Here is a 23,897-nt window from a genome sequence, read left to right on the forward strand (position 1 = left end):
ACCGGCCGACCCCGGTGCGCCGTCGGCCCGGTGAGTACCCGGAGGGACCCTCGGCGGTCGGGTGGGAAGCGTGGGCATAGCATCGACCCCCGCATGAACACGATGACGCTCTGGCACATATCCCCGGGGGAGTTCGCCGCTCTCGCCGCCGCGGCTCTGCTCGTCGGCTTCTCCAAGACCGCCGTCAGCGGCGCCAACACAGTCAGTCTGGCGGTCTTCGCCGCCGTACTGCCCGCCCGCGCCTCGACCGGCGTCCTGCTGCCCCTCCTGATCGTCGGCGACGTACTCGCCGTCGCCACCTACCGGCGCCACGCCCACTGGCCCACGCTGTGGCGGCTGTTCCCGGCGGTCGCCGCCGGCGTCGTGCTCGGCACGCTGTTCCTGGTGTGGGCCGACGACGGGGTCGTACGGGCCTCGATCGGCGCGACCCTGCTGCTGATGACCGGGATCACGCTGTGGCGCCGCCGGGCCGCGGCCCAGGACGAGGAACCCGACGCGGTCGTGACCCGCGCGGGCCGGGCCAAGGCCCGCTCCTACGGTGTCCTCGGCGGCTTCACGACCATGGTCGCGAACGCGGGCGGCCCGGTCATGTCGATGTACCTCCTCTCGGCGGGCTTCCGCAAACTCGGCTTCCTCGGCACCTCCGCCTTCTTCTTCCTGATCGTCAACGTCTCCAAGCTGCCCTTCAGCGCGGGCCTCGGCCTGATCGACGGCCGTTCGCTGCTGCTGGACGCGGCCCTGGCCGTGTTCGTCGTGCCGGGGGCCTTCATCGGCAAGTGGGCGGTGAAGCGCATCAACCAGCTCCTCTTCGAACGGCTGGTGATCGTGGCGACGGTGGTCGGCGGCGTACAGCTCCTGCTCCACTGACCCGGCGCGGTCAGCCCGGCGAGGCCGCGGACAGTTCCTGGGGCCGGTCCGGCAGACCTTGCGTCAGGTCCTCGACCAGCAGACGCTTGGCGATGGTGTCGACGGCGGCGCGCAGTTCCGCCCCGGACGGCCGGCCGATGTCCTGTTCCACGCGCCCGGCGAGCCAGCGGCCCCAGGCCTCGCCGATCACCCGCGCCTCGCGCTCGCCCGCCGCGGTGTGCGAGAACAGCGTGCCGTGCCGGGTCAGATAGCCCTCGTCGACCATGCGCTGGAAGACCGGGACGAGCACCTCGGGAGGCAGATGGCGCCGGGCGGCGATCAGCGCGAGGTTGGCGTGGCCGACCATGCGGGTGAACAGCTCCACCTGCATCACGGCCCAGGCGCCCGCCACGTCCAGCCGGGTGTCGGACTCGAAGACGATGCGGCGCGCGGTGTCCATCTCCGTGCTGCCGATGATCTTCGCGACCGAGAACTCCAGCAGCCGCTGGGAGTCCGCGGTGGACGGCGACGCGAATCCCTCGCCCATGTCCGTCGACCCCATGCGCGCGCTGTCCCGCAGCTCCACCTGCTTCAGGAACAGCGCCACGACGAAGCCGAGCAGCGCGACCGGGACCGTCCACAGGAACACCGTGTGGAGGGTGTCGGCGTACGCGTCGACGATGGGAGCGGCCGCCCGCGGCGGCAGTTTGTGCAGCCCCTCGGGGCTCTGCGCCGCCTTGGCGATGACGGCCGGCGGGGCCGCGCCCGTCTCGGCCGCCGCCCTGACCCCGTCGGCCAGGTTCGGCTTGAGCGCGTTGGTGTAGATCGTGCCGAAGACGGCCGTGCCGAACGAACTTCCCAGCGTACGGAAGAAGGTCACCCCGGACGTCGCCGTGCCGAGGTCGGTGTACTCGACGGTGTTCTGCACGGCGATCGTCAGCACCTGCATGCACAGGCCGATACCGGTACCGAGCACGAACATGTACAGCGACTCCAGCCACGCCCCGGTGTCGGGCCCCATGCGCGACATCAGGTAGAGCCCGACCGCCATCACGAGCGAGCCGACGATGGGGAAGAGGCGGTACTGCCCGGTCTTGCTCACCACGTTGCCGCTGAAGACGGACGCGATGAGCAGCCCGAGGACCATCGGCAGCGTGCGCACACCCGAGATCGTGGCCGACTCCCCGTCGACGTACTGCAGATACGTCGGGAGGTAGGTCAGCGCGCCGAGCATCGCGAAGCCCACGATGAAGCTGAGGATCGAGCAGACCGTGAAGACCGGGTTGCCGAACAGCCGCATCGGCAGCATCGGTTCGGCCGCGCGGGTCTCGACCCGGCAGAACAGCGCGAGGGCGATCAGACCGCCGACGAACAGGCCGATGATGGTCGGCGAGCCCCAGGCGTACTCGTTGCCGCCCCAACTCGTCGCCAGGATCAGCGCGCTGGACCCGACCGCGACCAGCGCGATGCCCAGATAGTCGATGACCGGCCGGGTCACCGATTTGACCACGGGGATGGTGCGGGCCGCCGCGATCACCACGACGATCGCGAGGGGCACGTTGATGTAGAACGCCCACCGCCACGACAGATGGTCCGTGAACAGGCCGCCGAGCAGCGGTCCGATGACCGTGGCCACACCGAAGACGGCACCGATCGCGCCCTGGTACTTGCCCCGTTCGCGCAGCGGGATGACGTCCGCGATCAGCGCCATGGAGGTCACCATCAGACCGCCCGCGCCGACGCCCTGGACCCCCCGCCAGGCGATCAGCAGCGTCATGTTGGTGGCGAGCCCGCACAGGAACGAACCCGTGATGAAGATGATCGCCGACGCCTGGAAGACCAGCTTGCGGCCGAACAGGTCGCCGAACTTGCCGACGAGCACGGTCGCCACGGTCTCGGCCAGCAGATAGGCGGTCACCACCCACGACATGTGCGCGGCGCCGCCGAGGTCCGACACGATCGTCGGCAGCGCGGTGCCCACGATCGTCTGGTCGAGCGCGGCGAGCAGCATGCCCAGCACGATCGTCGCGAAGACGATGTTGCGGCGGCGATTGTCCAGCACCGGTGGTCCGGGCGCGCCCGCCGGGGCGGGCGCGGTGTCCTCCGTGATCGTCACAATCGCCACCCTCACACCGGTGGGCTCCCCGTGCATGCGGGGCGACCCGCCCGGCGTACGGGCGGCCGGACGTCCTACTCGCCCGGATTCCTGCGCAGCAGATAGGTGTCCATGATCCAGCCCTTGCGTTCGCGGGCCTCGGCGCGCAACCGCTCGATACGGGGGGCCGCCTCGGCGATCGGACCCGAGGCGAGGATCTCGTCGGGCGTGCCGATGTAGGCGCCCCAGTAGATGTCGATGTCCTCGTCCGCGTACCGCCGGAACGTCTGATGGGCGTCGAGCATCACGACCACGTCGTCCACCCCCTCGGGGAAGCCCTCCGCGAGGCGCCGCCCGGTGGTGATCTGCACGGGCCGTGCCACCCGGTTCAGCCCCGTGCGGTGCCGGGCGACGAGCGCCGAGACACTGCTGATCCCGGGCACCACGTCGTACGAGAACGCCACCGCGCCCCGGTCCAGGATCTCCTCCAGGATGCCGAGCGTGCTGTCGTACAGAGCGGGGTCGCCCCACACCAGGAACGCGCCGGTCTCGTCCTCGCCCAGCTCCTCGGCGATCAGCCGTTCGTAGATGGCCGCGCGGGCGCTGCGCCAGTCCCCGACGGCCGGTGAGTACGCGGAGCCGCCGGCGGTCCGGTCCCGGTCCGGGTCGCGGGCCTCGACCAGGCGGTACGCCCCTTCGGGTATGTGCGCGTCCAGGATGTCGCGGCGCAGTTGGACGAGGTCCGACTTCACCTCGCCCTTGTCCAGGATGAAGAACACGTCCGTGTCCCTCAGCGCCTTGACCGCCTGCAGCGTGAGCTGATCGGGGTCGCCCGCTCCGATGCCGATGACATGAATCTTTCGCACACCGAGAGTCTGCCCCACGCCACCGACAGTGGACGCACCGGCCGCACCCCGGAGACGTGCATCCGGCCCGCGCCGTGGTCGGGCGGCCGGTCCGGGTGGCCCCGTCGATGCCCGGGCCCTGGTCAGGCGGCCCGCCCGCGCAGCCGCGGGGCTTCCCCCGCCGCGTCGGTCGGCCGGCAGTCGCGCTCCACCACGGCCGCCAACTCCCGTGCCCAGCGGGCGACCTCCGCGAGGTCCAGGTCGTAGGGCCGCGGCCGGCCGGTCGCCGCCGTCCACTCCTCGACCGCTCCGGCCCCGCGCCGCAGCAGCCGCGCGCCGCCCGTCACGTTCCCCCGGGCCGCGTGGGTGAGCCCCACGGCGAGCTGGGCCAGTCCACGCCACAGCCCGCGCTCGTCCGCGGGACCGGACTTCCAGGCGTCCTCGAAGACCTCGTGCGCGTGGAACGGCCGACCCGCGTCCAGCAGCGCCTGCGCCTCGGCGACCGTCTGCTCGGGACGGCGCACGACGCCCTCCGGCGCCCGCTCCACCCCGGGGGTGCCGTACGGCAGCGGGCGCCCCAGTCCGTCCCGGGGCCGGGCGTTCCGGGCCCGCCCCTCGGCGTCCCGATCGCGTCCGCCGGCCCGCCCCGTCTCAGATGTCCCGGTCATACGCCGATTGTCGCGCGCCCCCGTCCCCCTGCGGAGCAGCCCCCGGCGTGGGGTAAAGTTCTGTTCGCACGATCACGCGGGTCACCGCGGGTGAAGGCACCGGGACGTGGCGCAGCTTGGTAGCGCACTTGACTGGGGGTCAAGGGGTCGCAGGTTCAAATCCTGTCGTCCCGACTTGCTGGACAGCAGGTCGCAGGCCGTTTCCGCCGAGGCGGGAGCGGCCTTTTCCGTTCCCCGGGGGCGAGTGCGCGCCCCATTATTCCGTGGCCTGGGGCCGGGGCGGGCGCCATGATGACGCGATGGACGCTCGTTTCCTCGGCATCGCCGAGCTCACCGAAACCCCGTCCGTGGCGGTCGTGGTCGACGTCATGCGGGCCTTCACGGTGGCCGCCTGGGCCTTCGACCGGGGTGCGGAGAAGATCGTCCTCGCCGAATCCCTGGACGAGGCTCTGGCGCTGAAGGCCCGCCACCCGGACTGGGTGGCGCTCAAGGACGGTCCGCCCGCCCCGGGGTTCGACCTCGTCAATTCGCCGGGCCTGCTGCGGTCCGCCGACCTCGGCGGCCGGACCGTCGTGCAGAAGACCACGGCGGGCACGGTCGGCGCGCTCGCGGTCAAGGACGCCTCGCTCGTCCTGTGCGCCGGCTTCGTGGTGGCCGGGGCGACGGCCCGGCTCCTGCGGGCCCGCCCCGCCGACGGCGTCACCTTCGTCGTCACCGGCGAGGACGGCCGCGCCGAGGAGGATCTGGCGTGCGCCCACTACATCGCCGGGCGGGCCGCCGGGGCCGGGACGGACGCGGCCGGGTTCCTCCGCCGGGCCGCCGCGTCCCGCGCCGCCGACGAACTGGCGACCGGGGTGCGGCAGGGCGTCCATCCCGACGACGTCGCGCTCTGCCTCGAGCTCGACCGCTTCTCCTTCGCCATGGTGGCGGCCCCGGAGGGCCCGCTCATGGTCCTGCGCCCGCGCGCCACCGGCACGGGCCGCGCCGAGAACGCCGGGCCCCCGCGTCAGGCGATACGTCCGACGTAGGCCAGCGCCTGCCGCAGCAGAACGCCGTGACCGCCCGGCATGTCGTCCGTGACCACGGGGGAGGCCGCCTCCTCCGGGCTGAACCAGACCAGGTCCAGGGCGTCCTGCCGCGGGCGGCAGTCGCCGGTGACCGGGACGATGTACGCCAGGGACACGGCGTGCTGGCGCGGGTCGTGGAACGGCGTGACCCCCAGCGTCGGGAAGTACTCCGCGACGGTGAAGGGCTGCAGGGAGGCCGGGATCCGGGGGAGGGCCACCGGGCCGAGGTCCTTCTCCAGGTGGCGCAGGAGGGCGTCCCGGACCCGCTCGTGGTGCAGCACCCGGCCGGAGACGAGGGAGCGGGTGACCGTTCCGTCCGGACCGATGCCGAGCAGGAGCCCGATGTGGGTGACTTCGCCGTTGTCGTCGACGCGCACCGGTACGGCTTCGACGTACAGGATCGGCAGGCGGGCGCGGGCCGATTCCAGTTCGTCGCGGGACAGCCAGCCGGGCGTGGTTTCGGTCAAGTCAGACATTGCTTGATCATACTTTCCGTGCGTCCGGTGCGGGCGTGATGTTCCAGGTCAACGATGCCCCACGGAAAGGGTCATTGTGTGTTCTTCGGCGTCGGTGACGATGTTTCGGGCCACGGATCCGGTCTCGTAGCCTGGGCACGCTCGGCAGGACGACCGGCTGGACCTCGGGAGCGGCATGGCCAGGGAATTCACCACGGAGATCACCGACGCCGTCGTCGACAGCTTCGCGGGCACGGCCGATCCGAGGCTGCGTGAGCTGCTCGGCGCGCTCACCCGCCATCTGCACGCCTTCGTCCGCGAGACCCGGCCGACGACCGCGGAGTGGGAGCGCGCCATAGCCTTCCTCACCGCGACCGGGCAGACGTGCACGGACACCCGGCAGGAGTTCATCCTCCTGTCGGACGTCCTCGGCGTCTCCATGCTGGTGGAATCGCTGAACGGCCACGACGACCCGGGCGCGACGGAGTCGACCGTCCTCGGGCCGTTCCACCTGACGCGGTCACCCGTACGGGAACTCGGCGCGACCATCGACCTGGTGGGCACCGGCGAGCCGTGCGTCATCAGCGGCCGGGTCCGCTCCCGCGACGGCGGTCCGCTGCCGGGTGCCGTCCTCGACGTGTGGCAGGCGGACGGACGGGGCTTCTACGACGTCCAGCAGCCGGACGTCCAGCCGCCCGGCAACGGCCGCGGGCTCTTCACCACCGACGCCGAGGGCCGCTTCCGGTTCCGCACCTGTGTGCCGAGCCCCTACCCGATCCCCACCGACGGTCCGGTCGGCGCCCTGCTCGGGGCAACCGGCCGCCACTCCTGGCGCCCCGCCCACATCCACTTCATCGCCTCTGCCGAGGGGCACGCCCCCGTCACCACGCACATCTTCGTGGCGGGCAGCCCCTACCTGGACTCCGACGCCGTCTTCGCCGTGAAGCGGAGTCTCGTACAGGACTTCACCGAGACCGACGACCCCTCGCTGGCACGGGAGTTCGGTGTCGCGAACCCCTTCCGACACGCCCGCTTCGACCTCGTCCTGGAGCCGGAATGACCACCCCGCCGAGCACCCCGCTCGACTTCACCTACGAGACCCGGCCCGCCCGGGTCGTCTTCCGGCCCGGAGCCTCCGTGACCGCGACACCCGGGGAGGTCGCGCGGCTCGCGCTGCACCGCGTCCTCGTGGTGTGCGGCGGCCGGGGCGTGGACGCCGCCCGCGCGGTGGCGGACGCGCTCGGCGACAGTTGCGCGGGAATCCACTCCGGTGCCCGGATGCACGTCCCCGTGGAGGTCGCCGACCGGGCCGTCGAGGCGGCGCGGGAGACGGGCGCCGACGGGTGTGTCGCCGTCGGCGGCGGATCCGCGATCGGCCTCGGCAAGGCGATCGCGCTGCGCACCGGCCTGCCGCTGATCGCCGTGCCCTCCACCTACTCGGGCTCCGAGATGACGTCCGTGTGGGGCCTGACCGAACAGGGGGTCAAACGCACCGGCCGCGACTCCTCCGTACAGCCGCGCAGTGTCGTCTACGACCCCGACCTCACCCTCGGCCTCCCGGTCCCGCTCTCGGTCACCAGCGGCGTCAACGCCCTCGCGCACGCGGCCGAGGCGCTGTACGCCCCCGACGCCTCCCCGCTCGTCTCCCTGATGGCGGAGGAGGGCGTACGGGCGATGGCCGGTGCCCTTCCCGGCGTGGCCGCGGACCCCGCCGATCCACGGGCCCGCGCCCGGGCCCTGTACGGCGCCTGGCTCTGCGGTTCCTGCCTCGGGGCGACGACCATGGGCCTGCACCACAAGCTGTGCCATGTCCTCGGCGGCACCTTCGGTCTGCCGCACGCCGAGACCCACACCGTGGTCCTCCCCTACGTCCTCGCCTACAACGCGTCCGCCGCGCCGCACGCGCTCGCCGTCCTGGCGCGGGCCCTGGACGCCGACGACGTCCCCCGCGCCCTCCGGGACCTCGCGGGAGGCCTCGGCGCTCCTCGCTCTCTGGCCGAACTCGGTTTGAAGGAGGCCGACTTGGCGCGCGCGGCGACGATGGTCGCCGCCGAGTCCTGTCCCAACCCCCGGGAGGTCACGGGGAACGGAGTACTCGGGTTGCTGACGGCCGCGTACGAGGGCTGGGAGCCGCGGAGCGAGGTCCTCCAGTAACGGCAGAGCTGATTCTCGGAGTCGGCGGGCAGCGGGCGGCAGGGGTGACTCCGCGGGAGGCGGGAGGCGGGAGGCGGGAGGCGGGAGGCGGGAGGCGGGAGGCGGCAGGCGGCAGGCGGCAGGCGGGAGGCAGTCGGCGCCTTGCGCCGGGCGGCGGACGGCATGCGTCGGGCGGAAGGCGAAGGCGTCGGGCGGCACGGCCGGGGCCGGTCGGTCCGCCCTTCTCGGCGCCCATTGACGCCTCGTCATGTCCGTTGACAGCCAAGTTGGTTGAGCGGTCGACGACTCTTCGGGGCGTTCCGGGCGGGCGTGGCACACGTCACCCCGGCGGGTGCCGAAACGCGGGGCGGGGCTTCACGGGTTCATGACACCCTCACCTCTGGTTACCCGTCGGTAATCCCGAGTCACCCCCCACCCCCCTCAAGGACTGAACTTGCGTATCCGCAAGCGGGCCTCGCGGGCCGTCGTGCCCGCGCTCGCCGCATCCGCCCTCTTCCTCGCCGCCGGCTGTTCCGCCAGTCCCGCGGAGCCGTCCTCCCGTGCCGACCCCGCACGTCCCGTCGCGGCCTCGGCGTCCGCCGTCGAGGACGCCGGGCGTCCGCTCGCCGTCGCCGCGGCCCCCGAGGCGGCGGCCACCTCGACCGCCGTCGCCCGTCCGGGTGAGCCGGGCGGCCGGGCGCACCGGGCCGCCCTCAAGGTGGCGTCGTACGACAGCAAGACCCGAAGAGCCGTCATATCCCGTGTGGGCAAAGGTGGTTCGGGCGGAGCGGGGACGCAGTCCCCGTCCCCGTCCGCAGGGGCCTCGGCCGAGCCGCACGCCACCGCCGTCGGCGACGTCATCGCCAGCGCCCCGGCGCCCGGCGCACCCGACGGCCTCCTGGCCCGGGTGACCGACGTGATCGGCGAGAGCGCCGAGGGTACCCAGGTGCAGACCGCGCCGACGACCCTGGACGCGCTGCTCGGTGACGACGACGCCAAGGGTTCCGTCGCCGTCGACCCGGCGTCCTTCGACATCGAGAAACTGCTGCCGGACGTGCGGGTCTCGTGGGCGAAGGCCGGAGACGTCCACGTCGGCCCCGAGGGGGCGAAGGTTCCGCTCGGCAGCCTGCGGATCGACGTCGGCGCGAAGGTGGCCACGGCGCCCGGGGCGCCGGCCTCGGCGTCGGCGTCCGTCTCCGGATTCGTGCAGGTCGCGCCGGATGTCGACTTCTCCTACGGCGGTGACGCGGCCGACTCCGGACCCGGCACGGCCTACCTCGGTGTCTCCGGCGACTGGGACGCGCAGTGGGCGGTGAGGGGGCGCGCCGCCGCCTCCGCGCAGCCCCGGCGGGTGCCGTTCGCGAAGCTGCACGCCGACCCCGTCCTCCAGGTCGGCCCGATCCCCGTCGTGGTGAACCTCGATCTGACCTGCTACTTCCAGATCGACGCCGACGGGGTCGTCACGCTCGACGTGGAACAGCACCTCAAGGGTGACTTCAAGGCCGGAGGCGCCTTCGGTCCCGCCCGGGGATGGACGCCGGTCGACGAGTCGCACATGACGAGCAGTCCGGTGCGTACCTCCGTCAGTGCGGCGGGACGGGTGAAGTCGGCCCTCGGCGCGGAGGCCAGTGTCGGCCTCTACGGCGCCGTCGGTGTCACCGCCGACCTGGCCCCGTACCTGCGGGGCGAGGCCGCGGGCTCTGCCGGGACCACGACCACGACGGGATCCGCGGTGAAGACGGAGGCCACCGCCACGGGCGCCTGGGCTCTCTACGGCGGTGTCGATCTGACCGGCACCCTGCGGGTGCACCTGTCCGTCTTCGGCACGCCCGTGTTCCAACGCGCCATTCCGCTGGGCGCGTTGAACCGTGAGTGGAAGCTCGGCGACGGTCGCGTGTAGTTCCGGCGCCCGTGCCCGCCGGCGGCGGGCGGTCATCTCCCGTGCCCCCGGCAACCTGCCGGACGAGCGCGGGAGATGACCCTTGGCGTGGCCGACCCGTCTCCAACAGCCCATTCCTCGCTACCAGTTGGGCAATCCTTCATCGCTCCGATATCCGCGGCCTCTGGTGTTTTTCGCGGCCGCCCGGAAGGCTGACCGGGGCATGCCAAGGCGACCGCGTTGGCCTGCCCCGCCCCCACGCCGCGGTCGATCTGGAGGAAGCAGTGACAAGAAGCTCGCGGATCCGCAAGGTCTCGCTCATCCTCGGCAGCGCCGTCGCGCTGGTCGTCGCCTTCCCGGGCAGCGCCCTCGCCGACCCGCCCACGGCCTTGCCCGGGAACGCGGACGCGCTGGAGTCGACGTACCAGCCCGCCTTCGACTACGACACCGACGGCTGCTACCCGACCCCCGCCATCGGCCCCGACGGGACCGTCAACCCCGGTCTCAACCCCTCCGGAGCCCTGAACGGCCACTGCCGCGACTCCTGGGACCTGGACAACACCAACGGGTACTCCCGCGAGAAGTGCAACAACGGCTGGTGCGCGATCATCTACGGCCTCTACATGGAGAAGGACCAGGCCGTCGTCGGCAGCGGTCTCGGCGGACACCGCAACGACTGGGAGCACGTCGTCGTGTGGGTCCAGGACAACCAGGCCAAGTACGTCTCCACCTCGGCCCACGGCAACTTCAACATCTACACCCGGGACCAGATCCGCTGGGACGGAACGCACCCCAAGGTCGTCTACCACAAGGACGGCATCGGCACCCACTGCTTCCGCCCCGCCAACACCAACGACGAGCCGCCGGAGAACCACTACCACACCTGGCAGTTCCCGACCCTGGTCGGCTGGAACGGCTACCCTGCCGGGCTGCGCGACAAGCTGAGCGCCTACAACTTCGGCAGTGCCGTGTTCGGCCTCAAGGACGGCAACTTCAACTCCCACCTGTCGAAGGCCAAGCCCGCCGGCATCGCGTTCGACCCCAACGCCTGACCCGCTCCCTTGCGGCGACCCCCGCCCGTACGCCGGTGCTCACCCCCGTTGCGCTGCGACGATGACCGTGTGTGCGCGGCCGTCCACCGACGTGGGGTAAGGTTCGGGATGCGCGAACACGTGGGCCACCACGTGCGAGACGCATCGGGACGTGGCGCAGCTTGGTAGCGCACTTGACTGGGGGTCAAGGGGTCGCAGGTTCAAATCCTGTCGTCCCGACTTGCGAATACGCAGGTCGGAGGCCGTATCGGAAACATCCGATACGGCCTCCGTCCGTTGGGGCCCTGGCTCCGAGGACCTCAGGACCGCCCCAGGCTCCGAGGACCTCAGGGCTTCAGGGCTTCAGGTTCCTAGGCCTGGCCATCGGCTCCCTGGGCCGCCTGGGCGATGAGGGCGGCGACGACCGCCGGGCGGGACACGTAGACGGCGTGGCTGCCAGGGGTCTCGGTGACGACGGCCTTCGCCCGCTCGGACATGGCGCGCTGGGCGGGCGGCGGGATCATCCGGTCGTCCGTGGCCACCAGGTACCAGGACGGCTTGCTCTGCCAGGCCGGCTCGGAGACCGTCCCCTCGAGGGCCTCGACGCCCCAGGGGACCTGGGAGTCGGCCATGAACGCCGCCAGTTTCTCGGGCACGTCGGCGGCGAAGGACGCCGCGAACTTGTCCCGGTCCAGGAACAGGAATCCGTTCCGGGGCGGCAGGATCGGCGGGACCGGAGCCCCGGGCGGCGGGTCGGCGATCAGGGAATTGACCGACTCGCCCTTGTCCGGCGCGAACGCGGCGATGTAGGCGAGGGCCGCGACGTTGGGATGGCCGCCGGCCTCGGTGACGACGACTCCGCCGTAGGAGTGGCCGACCAGCACGGCCGGTCCGTCGAGACCGTCGAGAACCTGGTGGGTGGCGGCGACGTCGCCGGCCAGGGACAGGGTCGGGTTCTGCACGACGGCCACCTTGTAGCCGTCGGCGGACAGGTGGTCGTAGACCCCCTGCCAGCCCGATCCGTCCACGAATCCACCGTGCACGAGCACGATGTTCCTGATGGTTGCCATGGTCGCTCCTGATCTGGAGGGACAGGCCATGCCGCCCGTCCCGGTGTTCGTGAGCCAAGTCCAGGAACGGACGGCGCACCATGCGGAACAGGACGCGGAAGTACGGGCGGTACCCCTGGGGACCGACTCGGACGGGTGGCGCCGCCGGGCTCGGGGGCCGCGGCGGTACCCGGACGGGCACCGGCCGGAAGGCCCTTGCGCGGCACCAGCCCCGTCACGCGTCCGGTCAGCTCCTCGCGTTCGGCCCGCGTCTCCTCCGCGTGGAGCCGGCTGCGGGCGAACAGCCGGACGAGTTCGTGGAAGCGGTACCGGCCGGCCGCGCCGTCCTGGAGCAGTCCGACGTCGACGAGGTCGTCGAGAGCGTCCCAGGCGTCCTCGACCGCCACCCCCGCGGCGGCGGCCGCCGCGGCGGCGTCGAAGTCCCGTCCCGGCACCGCGGCCAGCCGCCGGAACATCCGCCGTGAAGCCTCGGTGAGTTGCTCGTACGACATCGCGAACGCGTCGGCGACCCCGAGATCGCCGGCCTTGAACTGATCGAGCCTGCGCTCCTCGTCGGCCAGCCGGGCGGCGAGCGCGGCGGGGTCCCATCCCGGCCGGCTGACCAGTCTGTTCCCGATGATCCGCAGAGCCAGCGGCAGACCGCCGCAGTGTTCCGCGAGCCGGGCGAGAGCCGGACTCCCGTCGGACGTGCCGGGCCCGCCCAGGACCCCGGTCAGCAGTTCCACCGACTCCCGCGACGACAGGGGGCCGAGGAGGAGCCTGCGGACCCCTTCCACCCCCGAGAGCAGACGCCGGCTGGTGATCAGCACTCTGCCCGCGCCCCCGCCCGGCAGCAGCGGGCGCACCTGCTCCTCCGACACCGCGTCGTCGAGGACGACCAGCACCCGCCTGTCACGCAGCACCGACCGGTACACGGAGGCGCGCCCCGCGACATCGTCCGGGATCCGCCGATCCGTGACGCCGAGGGCGAGAAGGAGCAGCCGCAGCGCTTCGCCGGCGGGCAACGGCCGCCGGGACGATCCGAACAGGTCGACGTGGAACACCCCGTGGGGAAAGCTCGGCCGCAGGGCATGCGCGGCGCGGATCGCGAACGCCGACTTCCCCAGCCCCGCGGCTCCGGTGACCAGCCCCACCAGGCCGACGCCCGGCGCGCTCTCCTCGTACACGAGCTCGCTCGCCCAGACCAGCTCGGCGGCGCGGCCGGTGAAGTCCGCGACCGACCGCGGCAGTTCGCACAGGCCGCTCGCGCGCGTCCAGTGATCGCGCAACCGGCCGTCACGTGCCAGCCCGGCGAGCCGCTCCCGGTCGGCCTCCGGCAGCGCGAGCGCCGCCACCACAGCGGTCACGGTCCGGTGCTGGGGCCCCCGGCTGCGTCCGCGCTCCATGTCCGACAGCGTCCGGGCGGCGACTCCCGAGGCCTCCGCGAGCTGTTCCAACGTCAGTCGTGCCGCGCGCCGATGACCGCGCAGCACCTCCCCGAAACCGGGACGTCCAGTAATGGAACACCCTCCCTCTCGGCCCGCACGGGCCGGTCCGCCGGACGGACGGCGTCATCCGCACGAGGCTAGAATCCGGGCGGCGGTCGTCGCTTCCGTCATGTGACGTAGACGTGGCCGGCACGTCGTGCGATCCGCCCGGGCGTGGCAAGGGGGCGAACGTGACCGACCGGTCCGGCGGAGAAGTGGACGACTCCCTCGTCGGCAGGGAGGCCGACATGGAACGCTTCGGCGTGTTCCTGTCCGGCATTCCGCGCCACGGCGGATCGCTGGTGCTGGCAGGGGAGCCCGGGGTCGGGAAGACGGCGCTGCTCACCGCCGTCGCCGGGCGGGCCGAGGCCGCGGGACTGCGGGTGCTGCGGGCCGTCGGCGTGCAGTACGGAACCCGGACCGGATACGGCGCCCTGCGGCAGCTCCTGACGTCGTTACCCGAGCTCCGCTCCACCGCGGTCCTCCCGCCTGTCCTGGCCGCGATCCTCGGTCCCGAAGGGGACGCGGCACCCGGCCATGACGCGGCATCGGGCCACGACGCGGTCTTCGAAGCCGTGGTGTCGCTGGTGGCGGACCTCTCCCGCGACACCCCGGTGCTCCTGGCGCTGGACGACGCCCAGTGGCTCGACCGGCCGAGTGCCGTCGTCCTCGGGCAGGTCGCGCGCCGACTCCCGGGGACGGGAACCGGACTGGTGTGCACGCTCAGGTCCGGAGAGGAGGGCTTCTTCGAGCACGGCGGGCTGCCCCTCCACGAACTGGGCCCCCTCGGCGAGGCGGCCTCCGAGGAACTGCTCCTGCGCCGCTTCCCGGACCTCGCCTCACGGGTGCGGCGGCGCCTGATCGCCGACGCCGAAGGCAATCCGCTGGCCCTGCTGGAGCTTCCGGCCGCCCTCACCGAATCCCAGCGGACCGCCTCCAGGGCCCTGCCCCGGCACATCCCGCTGACCCAGCGGCTCCGGTCGACGTTCGCCTCCCGCGTCCGGACCCTGCCGCCGGCCACCCGCCACCTGCTGCTCGTCGCCGCGCTGGAGGGCAGCGGCAACATGCTGGTCGTGCGCCGCGCGGTGGCCGGGCGGTGCGACGTGAAACACCTGGCACCGGCCGAACGGACGCAACTCGTCCGGGTCGAGGACGCCACCGGTCGGCTGGCGTTCCGGCACCCGCTCATCCGCTCCGCCGTGGTGGAGCTGTCGACCAGCTCCCAACGCCGCAACGTCCACCGGGCCCTCGCGGACGCCTGGACCGCGGTCCCCGAGCAGCGGGCCTGGCATCTGGCGCAGGCCGCGGAGGAGCCCGACGAACAGATCGCCACCCTCCTCGAGCAGGCCGCGGACATCAGTGCCCGCCGGGGCGACGGCCCGAACGCGGTGTCGGCCCTGGTGCGCGCGGCCGAACTGAGCCCGGCGGCGCCGACGTACGCGCGGCGACTGGCCAAAGCGGCGTACGTGGGCGCGAACCTCACCGGAGACGTCCGCGATGTGCCGGGCCTGCTGAACGACGCCCGGCAGGCCGCGCCCGACACCGATTCCACGGCGGCCGCGGTGGCCGCCGCCCTGTACCTGCTCAACAGCTACGGAGACATCGACACGGCCCATCGCCTGCTGTCCGGCGCGATCGCCCTGCGGCCCGAACCGTACGACCTCACCGACCCCACACTCTCCGAAGCGATGTCCACCCTGCTGATGGTGTGCGTCCACGGCGGGCGCCCCGAGCTGTGGTCGGCCTTCGACGCGGCCCTCGCGAAGTGCACGTCGGTTCCTGACACCCTGGAACTGCTGCGGGCCACCTTCGCCGACCCCGCCCGCGCCCGTCCCGCCGACTGGGCCCGGCTCGACGACGCCGTGCGGGCGCTCCCCGGCACCTCGGATCCGGTGCGGATCGTACGGATCGCCACGGCCGGCGCCTACGCGGACCGTCTCGGCGAGATGGAGGAGCCGCTGCGGCTCACCGCGCGCGGCGGACCGGGCGGGCAGAACATCTTCCCCGCCATCCAGGCCTCGTTCCTGTGGAGCAGCCACGCCTGGTTCACCGGCCGGTGGCCGGAGGCACGGCAGGCGGCCCGGCAGGGACTGCGCTGGTGCGAGGAACTCGACTACCCGCTCCGCTCCTGGACCGGCACGTTCGTCCTGGCCTGCGTGCACGCGGTCCGCGGCGAGTACCCGGCCGCCCGTGCCCACGCCGATCGGATGGATCAATGGGCGGGCTCCCGCCGGGGCCACGCCGTCGCCTGCTACGCCGCCCACGCCCGCACCCTGATCGCCTTGTCCCAGGGCGACTTCGAGGAGGCCCACCGCCACGCCGACAGGATCACGCCGACCGGAACGTTCGCGCCCTTCGCCGGGCACGCGGTGTGGGCGATCCTCGACCAGGTGGAGGCCGCGGTGCTCACGGGACGGCGGGCGAAGGCCGCCGAACACGTCAGGGCGGCCCGCGGGGCCGGACTCGAAACGGTGTCCCCACGACTGAACATGGTGATCCTCGCCTCCGCCGCGCTGGCGGCGGATCAGGACGAGGAGACGGTACGGGGCCTGGCGGCGGCCCTCGCCGTCGAGGGCGGCGAACGCTGGCCCTTCGACCTGGCCCGCATCCAGCTCCACCTCGGCGAGCACCTTCGGCGCGGCAAGGCACCCGCCAGGGCCCGCACGCACCTGAGCGCCGCCGCGGACGCCTTCGAACGGCTGGGCGCGCACCCCTGGACGGCACGGGCCGCAGCGGAACTGCGCGCCTGCGGCACGCCGGTACCCCCGCCGGGCGCCGCCGCTCTGACACCGCAGCAGGGGGAGATCGCCCGCCTGGCCGCGACCGGCCTGACCAACAAACAGATCGCCGAGCGACTCCGGCTGTCACCGCGAACCGTCTCGACGCACCTCTACCAGGTCTTCCCGAAGCTGGGCATCACCACCCGCGCGGCACTGCGCGACGCCTTGGCGGACCTCGGTCCGTGAGCGGACGCCGGGTGCTCCGCCCGGATCGCCGGGAGGCCGTACCGGACATCCGGTACGGCCTCCCGCGGTCGTACGCGCACCGCTGGGACGGCGGCCGGGAACGCGACGGGCGCTCCGGCCGCCGGAAGGGTCAGGCCTGGTCCAGCAGCGCGACCAGGGCCTTGCGCAACGTCGTCCGGGGGTCCTTGGACGGGCCCTCGGAGCGCCAGGCGACGAAGCCGTCGGGGCGGACCAGCACCGCGCCGTCCTCGCCGACGCCGTGCGCCTGCGCCCAGTCCGTGTCGCCCGCGGGGACGAGGTCCGCCTCGGGGCCGCCGCCGACCCGGTACGAGTCGAGCGGGACGGACAACTGCCGGGCCGTGTCCTTCGCCGCCGCGTGCCACCCGCCGGCGCCGTCCGCCGAGCTCAGCAGCACCATGGAACGCTCGTACAGATCGAGGGTCGAGATCCGCGCGCCCGCGCGGGTCAGCCACATGTGCGGCGCCCGGCTCCCCGGCTCGCCCGTCAGCCGTACGCCCTCGGGCACGACAGGAGCGGACTGATCGGCGCCGAGGACCGCGCCCCGCGGGTAGCGGTAGGCGAGCGCCACGTTCAGGATGCCGCCCTTCCTCCCGCCGGGGCCGCCCTGCCCGGCCGCCGCCGGCTCCGGGGTGTACCCGGGGTGGCTGTGCTCCACCGAGCGCGACGAGGCGCGGGCGCTCGTCGCCTCCGCGACCGGCCGGCGCTCGGCGTCGTAGGACTTCAGCAGCCCCGGGCCGGCCCAGCCGGCCAGCACGGCGGACAGCTTCCAGGCCAGGTTGTGGGCGTCCTGGATACCGGTGTTGGAGCCGAAGGCCCCGGTCGGGGACATCTCGTGGGCCGAGTCGCCGGCCAGGAACACCCGCCCCTGCGCGTACCGTTCGGCGACCCGCTCGGCGGCGTGCCAGGCCGCCCGGCCGGTGATCTCCACGTCGAGGTCCGGCACGCCGACGGCCCGCCGGATGTGCTCGACGCAGCGCTCGTCGGTGAACTCCTCCAGGGTTTCCCCGTGTTCGGGGTGCCAGGGGGCGTGGAAGACCCAGTGCTCCTTGTTGTCGACGGGCAGCAGCGCGCCGTCGGCCGCCGGGTCGGTCAGGTAGCAGACGATGAACCGGCGGTCGCCGACCACCTCGGCGAGACCGCGCGAGGTGAACGTGAGGCTCACGTTGTGGAACAGGTCGCCCGGCCCGGTCCGGCCGATGCGCAGCGCGTCGCGGACGGGACTGCGGGGACCGTCCGCCGCGACGAGATAGTCCGCGCGGATCGTCGTGTGCTCGCCGGTCTCCCGGCTCTTGACCTTCGCCGTCACCCCTTCGGCGTCCTGCTCGAAGGACATCATCTCCGTCGAGTACCGCAGGTCGCCGCCCAGCTCCCGGGCACTGGCCAGCAGTACCGGTTCGAGGTCGTTCTGGCTGCACAGGCACCAGGCGCCGGGGCTGAAGCGGGCGAGTCCGCCGCCGGGGTCGATCTCCTTGAACAGCCACTCCCCGGCGTCGCCCACCAGGGTCGGCGTCTGCAGGATGCCGTGGTTGTCCGCGAGGACCGACGCCGCCTCCTCGATGCGCCGCTGGACTCCGGCGACCCGGAAGATCTCCATGGTGCGGACGTTGTTGCCGCGCCCCCGCGGGTGCCGGGACGTGCCGGCGTGACGCTCGACCAGGATGTGCGGCACCCCGAGGCGCCCCAGGAACAGCGAGGTCGAGAGGCCCACGAGTGAGCCGCCGACGATGAGGACGGGCGTGCGGAGACCGTTCTCGCCGGCCCCTTCGAATCGGTTCATCGATTGCCTCCAGCGTCGCCTGCGACGCGAGTCAGGGATGGGGATGCAGTTTCCATGCCCGGTGCGGGCCCGTTCGCGCGGCAGGGGCACCCGGATGGCGCGCGGTTCACTCGCCTGACCCGCGGGGCTCGCGGAGTCCCGGGCACGCGGCAACGATCAGCTCATGGCGGCCCCGGCGTTTCGGATACCGCGGTCGTTCCGGACTTCCGTGACGAAAAGGAGAGGTGTGCCGCAATGTCCAACTCGGGACGTATCGCTCAGTCGGCCTTCGACGGCTCGAAGCTTCGGGTGATCCTGCTGCTCGACCTGTACGAAGGCGCCCAGCAGCAGTTCCTCGACGCCTACGAACTCATGCGCAACCAGGTCGCCTCGGTTCCCGGACACATCAGCGACCAGCTCTGCCAGTCGATCGAGAACCCCTCGCAGTGGCTCATCACCAGCGAGTGGGAGAGTGCCCCGCCGTTCCTGGCCTGGGTGAACAGCGAAGAGCACGTCGAGACCGTCCGGCCGATGCACAGCTGCGTCCGGGACACCCGGTCGATGCGCTACAGCATCCTGCGCGAGACCAGCCCCGCCGAGCCCCTCACCCCCGAAACGGCCCGGTCGGCGCTCCAGGTCGAGGCCCGCGAGGGCAAGGGCGTCGCACGCCACGCCCTCACCTTCACCGTCAAGCCCGGATCCGAGTCGAAGGTCGCCGAGATCCTCGCCGGGTACGAGTCACCCCAGGCCCAGGTCGACGACACCACCCGGCTGCGGCGCACCTCGCTCTTCATGCACGGCAACCGCGTCGTACGCGCCGTCGAGGTGGAGGGCGACCTCCTCGCGGCCCTGCGCCACGTGTCGCGCCAGCCCGAGGTACGGGCGGTCGAGGAGGCCATCAACCCCTACCTGGAGCAGGACCGGGACCTGAGCGACCCCGACTCGGCCCGCGTCTTCTTCACCCGTGCGGCCCTCCCCGCCGTGCACCACGTGGTCGCCGGCCGTGAGGAACCCGCGAAGGTGACCCGGCACGCGCTGTTCTACCCGGCCCGCAAGGGCCGCGGCATGGAACTGGCCCGGCTGCTCGCCCACCAGGACGAGGCCGCGGCCGACGACAGGAACAGCCCGGTCTACAGCAGCACCGTCTTCCAGCGCGACGACATCGTGGTGCGGCTCATCGACATCACCGGCGACCTCGACCTCGACCCCGTCGCCTCCCTCGGCCTCAAGGGCGCCAAGAAGGCCGCCGAGCTGGAGCGCCTCCTCGACGGCCCCGCGATCGGCGTCGAGGGCTCCCTGGAGACGGAACGCAACATCAACCGCCTCCTGTCGCACGCCGACATGCTGCCCATCACCGACCGGAGCTCGGCGGGTTCCTGACGGACCGCCGCAGCCCGCGTCCCCGGACGTCCCGTCCGACGTCCTGCCACACCCGGAGGTATCAAGCATGACCAAGCAGCATCCACAGATCGTGAACCTGAGCGAGACGGAACCCAACCGCAGACGCGGGGGAGACATCCGGGCCATGCTCACGCCCGCCACGGTCGGGTCCACCAGCGGCTTCATGGGCCTCGCCATCATCCAGCCCGGCGAGCGGATCGGCGAGCACTACCACCCGTACTCCGAGGAGTTCGTGTACGTGGTCGGCGGCGCCCTCGAAGTGGACCTCGACGGCGAGGCGCTGGCGCTCCGGCCCGAGCAGGGTCTGCTGATCCCGATCGGCGTGCGGCACCGGTTCCGCAACGTCGGCGCCGAGGAGGCCCGCATGGTCTTCCACCTGGGCCCGCTCGCCCCGCATCCGAGCATGGGCCACGTCGACACCGAGGAGGCCGCCCACGCCTCCGAACCCGCCCCCGCGTTCCTGTCCGGCGGAGCCGCGCACGGCCACAACGGACAGCCGTCCGAACGAAGCGGGGCCATAAAGTGACCCGCCGGGTGGCCGTCACCGGCATCGGTGTGGTCGCTCCGGGAGGCACCGGGACGAAGGCGTTCTGGGACCTCCTCGAAGGCGGCCGCACCGCGACCCGGGGCATCACGCTCTTCGATCCGGTGGGCCTGCGCTCGCGCATAGCCGCCGAATGCGACTTCGACCCGCTCGCGCACGGCCTGGACCCCGAGCTGATCGAACACGTCGACCGGTACATCCAGTTCGCCGTCGTCGCCGCCGCGGAGGCGGTGCAGGACTCCGGCCTCGACACGGACCGCGAGGACCCCTGGCGCGTCGGAGTCTCCCTGGGCAGCGCCGTCGGTGGCACCACCCGTCTGGAACACGACTACGTCCAGGTCAGCGAGTCGGGCCGGCGGTGGGACGTGGACCACCGGGCGGCCGACCCCAAACTGCACCTCGCGTTCGCGCCCAGCACCCTCGCCTCGGTCGTCGCCGAACGGTTCGGGGCCCAGGGACCGGTGCAGACCGTCTCCACCGGATGCACCTCCGGACTCGACGCCGTCGGATACGCCTTCCACACCATCGAGGAAGGCCGCGCCGACGTCTGCATAGCCGGGGCGTCCGACTCGCCGATATCCCCGATCACGATGGCCTGCTTCGACGCCATCAAGGCCACGTCGCCCGACAACGACGACGCCGAGCACGCCTCCCGGCCCTTCGACGCCAACCGCAACGGCTTCGTCATGGGCGAGGGCGCGGCCGTACTCGTCCTGGAGGAGTACGAGCACGCACGGGCCCGCGGCGCGCACATCTACTGCGAGATCGGCGGCTACGCCACCTACGGCAACGCCTACCACATGACCGGTCTCACCAGCGAGGGACTGGAGATGTCCCGGGCCATCGACAGCACGCTCGACCAGGCCCGCCTCGACCCCACGCGCATCGACTACGTCAACGCGCACGGCTCCGGCACCCGGCAGAACGACCGGCACGAGACCGCCGCGGTCAAACGGTCCCTCGGCGAACACGCCCACCGGACCCCGATGAGCTCCATCAAATCCATGGTGGGCCACTCGCTGGGCGCGATCGGCGCGATCGAGGTCGTCGCCTGCGTCCTCGCCCTGAAGCACCAGGTGGTGCCGCCCACGGCGAACTACGAAACCCCCGACCCCGAGTGCGACCTGGACTACGTGCCGCGCACCGCCCGCCCGCGGAAGCTCACGAACGTGCTCTCCGTCGGCAGCGGGTTCGGCGGATTCCAGTCCGCGGTCCTTCTCACCGGGCCGGCTGGGAGGACACGATGAGCACGCAGCGCCCCCGGAACGCGGCCATCACCGGCATCGGTGTCATCGCCCCCAACGGACTGCGTACCGACGCCTACTGGAAGTCCGTCAGGGAAGGCCTCACCGTCCTGGACCGGATCACCCGCGAGGGCTGCGGACACCTGCCGCTGCGCGTCGCGGGAGAGGTCCGGGCCTTCGACGCGGCGGACCTCATCGAGGAACGCTTCCTCGTCCAGACCGACCGCTTCAGCCACTTCGCGATGGCCGCGACCGTCCTCGCCCTCGACGACGCGGGCCTCGGAGCGGCCGCCCCCGACGACGCGTACGACGTCGGCGTCGTCACCGCCGCCGGATCCGGCGGCGGCGAGTTCGGCCAGCGCGAACTGCAGAAACTGTGGGGCCAGGGCTCCAAATACGTCGGCCCCTACCAGTCCATCGCCTGGTTCTACGCCGCCAGCACCGGCCAGATCTCCATCCGCGGCGGGTTCAAGGGACCCTGCGGAGTCGTCGCGAGCGACGAGGCCGGGGGACTGGACGCCGTCGCCCACGCCGCCCGCGGCGTACGGCGCGGCACCGGCGCCATGCTCGTCGGCGCCGCCGAGGCGCCGCTCGCCCCGTACTCGATGGTCTGCCAGCTCGGCTACCCCGAACTCAGCACCGTCGAGGACCCCGCGCGCGCCTACCGCCCCTTCACCGAGGGAGCCTGCGGCTTCGTGCCCGCGGAAGGCGGCGCCATGCTCGTCGTCGAGGACGAACGGCGGGCCCGCGACCGGGGCGCGGAGATCCGGGCCCTCGTGGCCGGACACGCGGCCACGTTCACCGGCGCCTCGCAGTGGGAGAGGTCCCGCGAAGGGCTCGCCCACGCCATCCGGGGCGCCCTCGCCGAGGCGCGCTGCGCCCCGGAGGAGATCGACGTCGTCTTCGCCGACGCCCTGGGCGTCCCGGCCGCCGACCGCGCCGAGGCCCTGGCCATCGCCGACGCCCTGGGGGCCCACGGCACCCGGGTCCCCGTCACGGCCCCCAAGACGGGCATCGGACGGGCCTACTGCGGGGCACCCCTGCTGGACACCGCGGCCGCCGTCCTCGCGATGGAGCACGGCCAGATCCCTCCCACCCCCAACGTGTTCGACGTCTGCCACGACCTCGACCTGGTGACGTCGAACGCCCGACCCGCCGAACTGCGCACGGCCCTGGTCCTCAGCAGGGGCCTCATGGGGTCCAACGCGGCCCTGGTCGTGCGACACGGCGGGGACCACGCCCGGTGACCCGGGCCGTACGTGAGGAGAACCACCGCATGATCACCACCGAAGTGACCGTAGACGAACTGGCCGCGCTCATGAAGAAGGCGGCCGGGATCACCGTCGACCCCCACGAACTCGCGCAGTCCCTCGACACGCAGTTCGGCACCCTCGGACTCGACTCGCTCGGTCTGCTCGGCATCGTCGGGGAACTGGAGAACCGGTACAGCCGGCCCCTGCCCACCGACGCCGAGCGCTGCAAGACCCCGCGGGAGTTCCTCGACCTCGTCAACGACAACCTCAAGGCTGGAGCCTGAAGTGGCAGGACACACCGACAACAGCGTCGTCATCGACGCCCCGCTCGACCTCGTCTGGGACATCACCAACGACATCGAGAACTGGCCGCGGCTCTTCAGCGAGTACGCGTCCCTCGAAGTCCTGACCCGGGACGGCGACACCACCACCTTCCGCCTCACCATGCACCCGGACGACAACGGCAAGGTGTGGAGCTGGGTCTCGCAGCGCACCGTGGACCGCGCCGCGCGGACCGTCCGGGCGCGCCGCGTCGAGACGGGACCGTTCGCGCACATGAACATCCGGTGGGAGTACGAGGAGACCCCGGCCGGCACGCACATGCGCTGGGTGCAGGACTTCGCGATGAAGCCCGACGCCCCCGTCGACGACGCCTGGATGACGGACAACATCAACCGCAACTCCGTCACGCAGATGGCCCTCATCCGGGACCGGATCGAGCAGGTCGCCCGCGAGCGCCGCAGCCCCGCGGCCATGCCCCGCTGACCGCCGGAAGCGGCACAGGAAGGACACCCGATGCACCACGCCCTGATCGTCGCCCGCATGGCGCCCGACTCGGCTCCGGCGATCTCCGACGTGTTCGCCGCCTCCGACCGGGGTGAGCTCCCGCACCTCATCGGGGTCAGCCGGCGCAGCCTCTTCCAGTTCGGTGACGTGTACCTGCACCTCATCGAATCCGAACGGGACCCGGGCCCCGCCATCGCGAAGGTGGCCGGACACCCCGAGTTCCGCAGCGTCAGCGAGGAACTGTCGGCGTACGTCAGCGCGTACGACCCGCAGACCTGGCGCGGTCCCAAGGACGCCATGGCGCACTGCTTCTACCGCTGGGAGCGCGACCCCGCCTCCTGAGCGGGCACCGTGACACAACCCGAGGCCGC

Annotated in this window: 21 protein-coding genes, 2 tRNA genes and 1 pseudogene; 17 read left to right on the top strand and 7 right to left on the bottom strand. The window is 72.5% G+C overall.

Translation table 11 applies throughout. From position 1 onward, the window contains the following. Nucleotides 1-93: 93 nt before the first annotated feature. Complete coding sequence (locus ACFRIC_RS04050; protein ID WP_382779025.1) at nt 94-867, top strand: sulfite exporter TauE/SafE family protein; 774 nt, start codon at nt 94-96, stop codon at nt 865-867. Nucleotides 868-877: 10 nt separating this feature from the next. Here the strand turns inward: ACFRIC_RS04050 and ACFRIC_RS04055 are convergent, their stop codons facing one another. The 3 genes from ACFRIC_RS04055 to ACFRIC_RS04065 all read right to left on the bottom strand — a co-directional run bounded on the left by ACFRIC_RS04055 (nt 878) and on the right by ACFRIC_RS04065 (nt 4,454). Further along, nucleotides 878-2,962 (bottom strand): MDR family MFS transporter, encoded by a 2,085-nt coding sequence (locus ACFRIC_RS04055; protein WP_382779027.1) that lies wholly within the window; start codon nt 2,960-2,962, stop codon nt 878-880. 74 nt (nt 2,963-3,036) lie between these two features. Beyond that, nucleotides 3,037-3,807 (bottom strand): precorrin-6A synthase (deacetylating), encoded by a 771-nt coding sequence (gene cobF / locus ACFRIC_RS04060; protein WP_382779029.1) that lies wholly within the window; start codon nt 3,805-3,807, stop codon nt 3,037-3,039. A 122-nt stretch (nt 3,808-3,929) separates the two neighbouring features. After that, nucleotides 3,930-4,454, bottom strand: a complete 525-nt coding sequence (locus ACFRIC_RS04065; protein ID WP_382779031.1) for a DUF309 domain-containing protein — start codon at nt 4,452-4,454, stop codon at nt 3,930-3,932. A 100-nt stretch (nt 4,455-4,554) separates the two neighbouring features. Here ACFRIC_RS04065 and ACFRIC_RS04070 point away from each other — a divergent pair. Then, nucleotides 4,555-4,628, top strand: a tRNA-Pro gene (locus ACFRIC_RS04070). A 125-nt stretch (nt 4,629-4,753) separates the two neighbouring features. After that, nucleotides 4,754-5,482, top strand: coding sequence for a 2-phosphosulfolactate phosphatase (locus ACFRIC_RS04075; RefSeq protein WP_382779033.1), 729 nt, complete (start codon nt 4,754-4,756; stop codon nt 5,480-5,482). Here ACFRIC_RS04075 and ACFRIC_RS04080 read toward each other — a convergent pair. Continuing rightward, nucleotides 5,461-5,997 (bottom strand): NUDIX hydrolase family protein, encoded by a 537-nt coding sequence (locus ACFRIC_RS04080; RefSeq protein ID WP_382779035.1) that lies wholly within the window; start codon nt 5,995-5,997, stop codon nt 5,461-5,463. The genes ACFRIC_RS04075 and ACFRIC_RS04080 overlap by 22 nt on opposite strands. 175 nt (nt 5,998-6,172) lie before the next feature. Between ACFRIC_RS04080 and ACFRIC_RS04085 the strand changes: the two genes are divergently transcribed. From ACFRIC_RS04085 to ACFRIC_RS04105, 5 genes are all read left to right on the top strand, one after another. Next, nucleotides 6,173-7,036 carry an intradiol ring-cleavage dioxygenase gene (locus ACFRIC_RS04085; RefSeq protein ID WP_382779037.1) on the top strand — a complete coding sequence of 288 codons (864 nt, stop codon included), beginning with the start codon at nt 6,173-6,175 and terminating at the stop codon, nt 7,034-7,036. Continuing rightward, complete coding sequence (locus tag ACFRIC_RS04090) at nt 7,033-8,130, top strand: maleylacetate reductase (RefSeq protein WP_382779039.1); 1,098 nt, start codon at nt 7,033-7,035, stop codon at nt 8,128-8,130. The genes ACFRIC_RS04085 and ACFRIC_RS04090 overlap by 4 nt, the downstream gene beginning before the upstream one ends. A 439-nt stretch (nt 8,131-8,569) precedes the next feature. Continuing rightward, on the top strand, nt 8,570-10,009 hold the full coding sequence (locus tag ACFRIC_RS04095) for a hypothetical protein (protein ID WP_382780773.1): 1,440 nt from the start codon (nt 8,570-8,572) through the stop codon (nt 10,007-10,009). Nucleotides 10,010-10,272: 263 nt separating this feature from the next. Next, nucleotides 10,273-11,040, top strand: a complete 768-nt coding sequence (locus tag ACFRIC_RS04100; protein ID WP_382779041.1) for an NPP1 family protein — start codon at nt 10,273-10,275, stop codon at nt 11,038-11,040. A 145-nt stretch (nt 11,041-11,185) separates the two neighbouring features. Next, a tRNA-Pro gene (locus ACFRIC_RS04105) sits at nt 11,186-11,259 on the top strand. A gap of 131 nt (nt 11,260-11,390) precedes the next feature. Here the strand turns inward: ACFRIC_RS04105 and ACFRIC_RS04110 are convergent. After that, the gene (locus ACFRIC_RS04110; protein WP_382779044.1) at nt 11,391-12,089 is read right to left on the bottom strand and encodes an alpha/beta fold hydrolase; all 699 of its coding nucleotides are present in this window, start codon (nt 12,087-12,089) and stop codon (nt 11,391-11,393) included. A 260-nt stretch (nt 12,090-12,349) separates the two neighbouring features. Between ACFRIC_RS04110 and ACFRIC_RS04115 the strand changes: the two genes are divergently transcribed. Continuing rightward, complete coding sequence (locus ACFRIC_RS04115) at nt 12,350-12,553, top strand: hypothetical protein (RefSeq protein WP_382780867.1); 204 nt, start codon at nt 12,350-12,352, stop codon at nt 12,551-12,553. A 195-nt stretch (nt 12,554-12,748) separates the two neighbouring features. On the opposite strand, the pseudogene ACFRIC_RS04120 reads toward ACFRIC_RS04115, so the two are convergent. Then, nucleotides 12,749-13,561 (bottom strand): annotated as a pseudogene (locus ACFRIC_RS04120) (helix-turn-helix domain-containing protein); the annotation flags it as partial. 185 nt (nt 13,562-13,746) lie between these two features. Between ACFRIC_RS04120 and ACFRIC_RS04125 the strand changes: the two are divergent. After that, nucleotides 13,747-16,521, top strand: a complete 2,775-nt coding sequence (locus ACFRIC_RS04125) for an AAA family ATPase (RefSeq protein ID WP_382779046.1) — start codon at nt 13,747-13,749, stop codon at nt 16,519-16,521. 130 nt (nt 16,522-16,651) lie between these two features. On the opposite strand, the gene ACFRIC_RS04130 is transcribed toward ACFRIC_RS04125, so the two are convergent. Next, nucleotides 16,652-18,319 (bottom strand): FAD-dependent oxidoreductase, encoded by a 1,668-nt coding sequence (locus tag ACFRIC_RS04130; protein ID WP_382779049.1) that lies wholly within the window; start codon nt 18,317-18,319, stop codon nt 16,652-16,654. A gap of 234 nt (nt 18,320-18,553) precedes the next feature. Here ACFRIC_RS04130 and ACFRIC_RS04135 point away from each other — a divergent pair, with 234 nt between their 5' ends. The 7 genes from ACFRIC_RS04135 (at nt 18,554) to ACFRIC_RS04165 (ending at nt 23,868) form a co-directional block, all read left to right on the top strand. After that, nucleotides 18,554-19,678, top strand: a complete 1,125-nt coding sequence (locus ACFRIC_RS04135; protein ID WP_382779052.1) for a SchA/CurD-like domain-containing protein — start codon at nt 18,554-18,556, stop codon at nt 19,676-19,678. A 67-nt stretch (nt 19,679-19,745) separates the two neighbouring features. After that, a complete protein-coding gene (locus ACFRIC_RS04140; protein ID WP_382779055.1) occupies nt 19,746-20,225 on the top strand; it encodes a cupin domain-containing protein in 480 nt (159 codons plus the stop codon). Then, nucleotides 20,222-21,490: a beta-ketoacyl-[acyl-carrier-protein] synthase family protein gene (locus ACFRIC_RS04145; RefSeq protein WP_382779058.1), complete on the top strand. Its 1,269-nt coding sequence runs from the start codon at nt 20,222-20,224 to the stop codon at nt 21,488-21,490. Before ACFRIC_RS04140 ends, ACFRIC_RS04145 begins: the two co-directional genes overlap by 4 nt. Continuing rightward, nucleotides 21,487-22,734 (top strand): ketosynthase chain-length factor, encoded by a 1,248-nt coding sequence (locus ACFRIC_RS04150; RefSeq protein ID WP_382779060.1) that lies wholly within the window; start codon nt 21,487-21,489, stop codon nt 22,732-22,734. The genes ACFRIC_RS04145 and ACFRIC_RS04150 overlap by 4 nt, the downstream gene beginning before the upstream one ends. Before the next feature lie 29 nt (nt 22,735-22,763). Continuing rightward, nucleotides 22,764-23,024, top strand: a complete 261-nt coding sequence (locus ACFRIC_RS04155; RefSeq protein WP_382779063.1) for a phosphopantetheine-binding protein — start codon at nt 22,764-22,766, stop codon at nt 23,022-23,024. A 1-nt stretch (nt 23,025) separates the two neighbouring features. Further along, a complete protein-coding gene (locus ACFRIC_RS04160) occupies nt 23,026-23,505 on the top strand; it encodes an SRPBCC family protein (protein ID WP_382779066.1) in 480 nt (159 codons plus the stop codon). Nucleotides 23,506-23,535: 30 nt separating this feature from the next. After that, nucleotides 23,536-23,868, top strand: coding sequence for a TcmI family type II polyketide cyclase (locus ACFRIC_RS04165; RefSeq protein WP_382779068.1), 333 nt, complete (start codon nt 23,536-23,538; stop codon nt 23,866-23,868). The last annotated feature ends 29 nt before the right edge of the window (nt 23,869-23,897 follow it).

The sequence above is a fragment of the Streptomyces sp. NPDC056738 genome (assembly GCF_042790435.1).
Lineage (GTDB): Bacteria > Actinomycetota > Actinomycetes > Streptomycetales > Streptomycetaceae > Streptomyces.

Excerpts from the sequence above, each read along its gene's own strand:
- ACFRIC_RS04050 (WP_382779025.1), top strand. The coding sequence starts at position 94 with ATGAACACGATGACGCTCTGGCACATATCCCCGGGGGAGTTCGCCGCT.
- ACFRIC_RS04065 (WP_382779031.1), bottom strand. The coding sequence starts at position 4,454 with ATGACCGGGACATCTGAGACGGGGCGGGCCGGCGGACGCGATCGGGAC.
- ACFRIC_RS04075 (WP_382779033.1), top strand. The coding sequence starts at position 4,754 with ATGGACGCTCGTTTCCTCGGCATCGCCGAGCTCACCGAAACCCCGTCC.
- ACFRIC_RS04080 (WP_382779035.1), bottom strand. The coding sequence starts at position 5,997 with ATGTCTGACTTGACCGAAACCACGCCCGGCTGGCTGTCCCGCGACGAA.
- ACFRIC_RS04085 (WP_382779037.1), top strand. The coding sequence starts at position 6,173 with ATGGCCAGGGAATTCACCACGGAGATCACCGACGCCGTCGTCGACAGC.
- ACFRIC_RS04090 (WP_382779039.1), top strand. The coding sequence starts at position 7,033 with ATGACCACCCCGCCGAGCACCCCGCTCGACTTCACCTACGAGACCCGG.
- ACFRIC_RS04110 (WP_382779044.1), bottom strand. The coding sequence starts at position 12,089 with ATGGCAACCATCAGGAACATCGTGCTCGTGCACGGTGGATTCGTGGAC.
- ACFRIC_RS04130 (WP_382779049.1), bottom strand. The coding sequence starts at position 18,319 with ATGAACCGATTCGAAGGGGCCGGCGAGAACGGTCTCCGCACGCCCGTC.
- ACFRIC_RS04135 (WP_382779052.1), top strand. The coding sequence starts at position 18,554 with ATGTCCAACTCGGGACGTATCGCTCAGTCGGCCTTCGACGGCTCGAAG.
- ACFRIC_RS04140 (WP_382779055.1), top strand. The coding sequence starts at position 19,746 with ATGACCAAGCAGCATCCACAGATCGTGAACCTGAGCGAGACGGAACCC.
- ACFRIC_RS04150 (WP_382779060.1), top strand. The coding sequence starts at position 21,487 with ATGAGCACGCAGCGCCCCCGGAACGCGGCCATCACCGGCATCGGTGTC.
- ACFRIC_RS04155 (WP_382779063.1), top strand. The coding sequence starts at position 22,764 with ATGATCACCACCGAAGTGACCGTAGACGAACTGGCCGCGCTCATGAAG.
- ACFRIC_RS04165 (WP_382779068.1), top strand. The coding sequence starts at position 23,536 with ATGCACCACGCCCTGATCGTCGCCCGCATGGCGCCCGACTCGGCTCCG.